The organism is Acidimicrobiales bacterium (assembly GCA_035533095.1).
Lineage (GTDB): Bacteria > Actinomycetota > Acidimicrobiia > Acidimicrobiales > Palsa-688 > DATLUM01.
Map to the genome: position 1 here is coordinate 1 of DATLUM010000124.1, position 4,180 is coordinate 4,180.

The 4,180-nt window shown below is 69.1% G+C and carries 5 protein-coding genes; all 5 read right to left on the minus strand.

Annotated elements, in window-relative coordinates; all coding sequences use genetic code 11:
• Positions 1-74 precede the first annotated feature (74 nt).
• Positions 75-233: a hypothetical protein gene (locus tag VNF71_14910; GenBank protein ID HVA75846.1), complete on the minus strand. Its 159-nt coding sequence runs from the start codon at positions 231-233 to the stop codon at positions 75-77.
• A gap of 38 nt (positions 234-271) precedes the next feature.
• A complete protein-coding gene (locus VNF71_14915; protein HVA75847.1) occupies positions 272-670 on the minus strand; it encodes a DUF6262 family protein in 399 nt (132 codons plus the stop codon).
• Positions 660-2,633: a tyrosine-type recombinase/integrase gene (locus VNF71_14920; GenBank protein ID HVA75848.1), complete on the minus strand. Its 1,974-nt coding sequence runs from the start codon at positions 2,631-2,633 to the stop codon at positions 660-662. The genes VNF71_14915 and VNF71_14920 overlap by 11 nt, the downstream gene beginning before the upstream one ends.
• Positions 2,630-3,724 carry a tyrosine-type recombinase/integrase gene (locus VNF71_14925; protein ID HVA75849.1) on the minus strand — a complete coding sequence of 365 codons (1,095 nt, stop codon included), beginning with the start codon at positions 3,722-3,724 and terminating at the stop codon, positions 2,630-2,632. Before VNF71_14925 ends, VNF71_14920 begins: the two co-directional genes overlap by 4 nt.
• Positions 3,725-3,978: 254 nt before the next feature.
• Positions 3,979-4,180: integrase (locus tag VNF71_14930; GenBank protein HVA75850.1), on the minus strand; the 202-nt coding region annotated here is incomplete at its 5' end.

Genomic DNA, 4,180 nt, shown 5'->3' on the forward strand with positions numbered 1-4,180 from the left:
TTGTCGTAGAAGGGTTGTTGCGTCGTGGACATGTCCTCGACGCAAGGTTCGGAGCGTAATGGGCGTTTGTTGCGTCAGTTGATGTCGGGTCGGTAGCCGGCGATGTCGATCCCGACGTGGCTGGCCTCGAGGGCAGCGGACGTGAGCTGGGCGAGGAGCCCGTTGAGGATCATGCAGATCGCCATGTCGCTTCGCACGCCGGGGGCCAGGTCGACGGTGAGGGTGACCCGCATCGGTTCGGGATGGGCAGAGCGCGTGCGTGGGCAGGGCTTCAAGGGTGGGCCGTGTGGTCAGGTGGGGCGGCCCGCCGCTCGCCGAGCAGCGTTTCAGCTTGTTGGCGCAGCCACCGGTTCTCGTCGGTGAGTCGTGCAATCTCGGATCGCAGCGCTTCGGCTCGGGCGTGTCGGGAGTCCTCGCCGGCTCGTAACCGCGAGGGCAGGGGACGGTCCGCCGCTGCCGGCACGTCTCGGAGCTGAGCGATCTCGGTGCGCAGGTCGTCATGGCGGTAGAGGAACGAGCGGGACACGCCAGCGACGCGGGACACGGCGGCGACGGTGACGTGGTGCCCGTCGCGGTCGAGGCATCGGATGGCTTCGATGGCCCGGTCTCGTGCCTGTTCGCTGCGGAACCGGGTGGAGAGGGCGAGGTGGGAGGTGTTGTCAGCTCGCATCTTGGGCGTCGTCTCCGTGGAGGGCTTCGAGGGCGGGGATGATCGTGTCGAGGCTGTCTTGGACCTTGCGCAGGTTGGCCACTTGCCGGAACCGTCCGTCGGCTTCGGCCTTGGCGATGAGCCGACGGTTGGTTTTGGCCTGGGCTCGGTGCACGGGCAGGAACTCCGGTGTGGTCTGGAAGTCGGGGCACGTCAAACAGGCATTCGGGTGCGGACAGTCGCGTTGTGGTGGCCGTCCGCAGTAGCCGTTGGGCAGGCTGTCGGCGACGCGGGCCAGGTTGTGCTTGATCCACTCCGCGTCGGTGGCCGGCGAATCGGCGTCATACGCGAGGAGTTGGCCGACGATGTTGACCCTGCTTTTGCAGTACTGGTCGAACGCGGCTCGCATCGTCTGGTCGTGCAGGTGGGCGTACACGGCGGTCATCTGCGGGCTCGCGTGACCCAGGTAGCGCTGCACGATGTGGGCGGGGACGCCTTGGTTGATCATCCTTGTGCCGACGGTGTGGCGGAACCGGTGGGCGGTCACGGTGACCGCCTCGCCGGCCTCGTCGCGCAGATCGAGCAGGCGCGACCAGCGCAGAAGGTGCTGTTGGAGGTTGGTGCTGGGATAGGGACGGGTGCCGTCGGCGTTGCCCCGTTGTCTGGGGAACAGCAGCGCGCAGCCGGCCGGGAACCGGGAGCGCACGTGTTGTTGTTGGGCGGCGATGGTCGCCGCTGCACGCTCAGAGAGCGGCACGAGCTGTTCGATGCCGACCTTGGAGTTGTGATAGCGCAGGCACGGCCAGCCAGTGGAGTCGGTCACGACGGGATCGAAGGCGAGCATGCAGGCGTCGCCCGCCCGCAGCCCGGCCTCGATGAGCAGGACTACCAGATGTCGCGTGCTCACATCCGGTAGAGACGCGATCGCCTCGTCGGGCTCGAGCTGTCCCATCACGAACTCGCTGATGAAGCGGGGCACCGCGACTTCCCGTCGGGGCAGGTCTTCCCGGTAGACGATGGCGTCGGCGGGCAGGCGGGGCAACCAGCCGTGACGGCGGCTGTGGTCCAAGAAGATCTTCAGACCGACCAGCAGACCAGTGCGGGTGGCGGGCGACCGGCCGGACCCGGCGAGCCACAACAGGTAGTCCTCGATCACGGCCCGGGTGACGACCGATTCGTTGTCGGCCGGAGCGGGCCGGGCGGCGAGGAACCCGGAGAAGGAGCGAATGGCGGCGACGTCGCCGGCCACCGAGGAGAACCTCGTGCCGGTGGCCAGGCGGAACCGGGCCCAACGTTTGGCCGCGTCGCGAAGCCAACCAGGGTGGACGGTGGTGAAGCTGATCCGGTGGGGCGAGCGGTGCGGTTCGATCCCCAATCGGCGGGCGTCCCACACGTCACGCCCGTAGAGGACATCGGCGTCGCCCTCGGCGGCGAGGTCCTCGATGCGGGCATACGCGTAGCGCACCAGTGCCCGCTCATGGGACCCACTCGCCTCCTCCGGTGTCACCCGGGCGAGGTCAGCCAACCACCGGTCCAGGGACCGGTCCAACAGCGACGACACGCCGCTGGACCGGAGCAGCTCGGTGATCTCGCCCATCACGCGGGGGGTGAGCGGCGCGCCCCGCTCGTCGTGACGGCATTGCAGGACATAGGCCAGTTCCAGGCGGGCCGTTCCCTTGAGCCCCCACAGGTCAAAGGAGTTCCGCGGCCTCCGGGCCTGGCGGGCGGCCGGCGAGGCACCGGCCACGAAGGCGTCCAGGTCGGGTTTGCCGTCGGCCGTCCACGCCCGATGGTGGACCTCGCAGATGCCGCGGGCCTTGGCCGGCCCGCCACAGCCGGCCACCCGGCACGACCCGCGGCCCAGCGCCGGGTCATCCGGGCCGGGTTGGTAACGCTCGACGTCGAACTCGGGCCGCACCGCGGCGGCCAACGTCGCCGCCCACCGGCGCGACCCTTCCGGTGTCGCCGCCGCGAGGGCGGTCATGGCCGGGTCTCGGTGGCCGGCCACACACCGGCGCGGACCAACTCGGCGGCCACATCCGCGGCGGAGAGGTGCAGGTAGGTCTGGCTGGTCGTGACCACGCTGGCGTGGGTGAGACGTTTGGAGACGATCTCGATCGCCACGCCCTGGCGGATCAGGTCGGTGGCGTGGCTGTGGCGCAGCATGTGGGGGGCGAACACGATCCCGGTCCGGGCCCGTAGCCGGGCGACCAAGCCGGACACCGCCTGGTAGCGCAACGGATGCCCGAACGGTTGGCCCCACAAGTTGACGAACACATAGTCGCAGTCCAAGTCGCCGTACTCGACGAACAGATACTCCGAGTACAGCCGGATCAGCGCGGCGGTGACCGGGATCGTGTGCTCGCTGCGGCACTTGGCCCGGGCGTCATTGGCGTTGTCGGCCCGGGGGACGATGCGCACCTCCCGGACCTGGCTTGCGATATCAGCGTGACGCAACCCGAGGGCTTGCCCGACCCGCATCCCCGTCTCGGCCAGGATGGCCAGCAACAGCCGGTCCCGGAGCCGGTCACAGGCGGCGAGCAGCGCCCCGATCTGCTCGGCGGTAAGCGTGGCCGGCATCCGCCGGGGCACCGGCAAGCTGATCGGCCGGGTCGGGACCGGCCGGCCTCTGGTGATGTGGTGCAGGAACGGCTTGTAGGCCCCCCGGCCAGATCGGCGCCAGGCGACCAACCCGGCGGCCAATTTCACCCCGGAGCGAGCATGGAAGTCGTAGAACCCGAACACCGCCCCCAGATGCCGGTTCACCGTCGACGGCGCCCGACGGGAAGCGCTCGGCGCAAGCACGATCACGTTGTCGGCCGGGGCCCGCAGATCGGCCACGAACCGGGCCACGTCCTCCACCTGCGCCCGATCCCACACGACGCCACGGCGGGCGCAGAACTCGAACCAGAACTTCAGACTCGACGCGTAGGCCCGCACCGTGTTCGGTGAGCGCTCCAGCGCGCACAGGTACGCGAGATAGGACTCGACCGGGTCGACCGGCACGCCGTCGTCGTCGACCACCGTCCACGACCGCCGACCGTCCCCGGGCATCACCAGCCGCTGCACCCTCACTGACCGACCAACCTTCGAACCCTGGATACGAACATGTGTTCGGTATCGGAGCCGGGCCGCCGGACTTGAGCGACACCGGCGACAACGACGACACGATCAAGAGAACGTGTCGCCCACCGGCATCAAACCCCTCGTCGGCCACATGGACGACAGCCCCAGAGCCGGTAGAGATAAATGCCGAGCGGCTGATTATGCCGAGTCGTGCGACGAGGTCCTTGTGGGACGGGAGTTTCGGGTTGCGGCGCTCGGCATGATTAGAGGGCCTCCAGGAAGGCGAGGAGTGGGTCGCTGGGCCGGTAGCGCCCAGGGGTCGCCCCGGGTGGGGCGGCGAGGGCGAGGGCTTGTTCTTTGATGCGCAGGTCGGCGTGCAGGTAGATCTGGGCCGTCGCGATGTGCTCGTGCCCGAGCCAGAGGGCGATGGTGGAGATGTCGACGCCCCCTTCGCTCAGGTACATG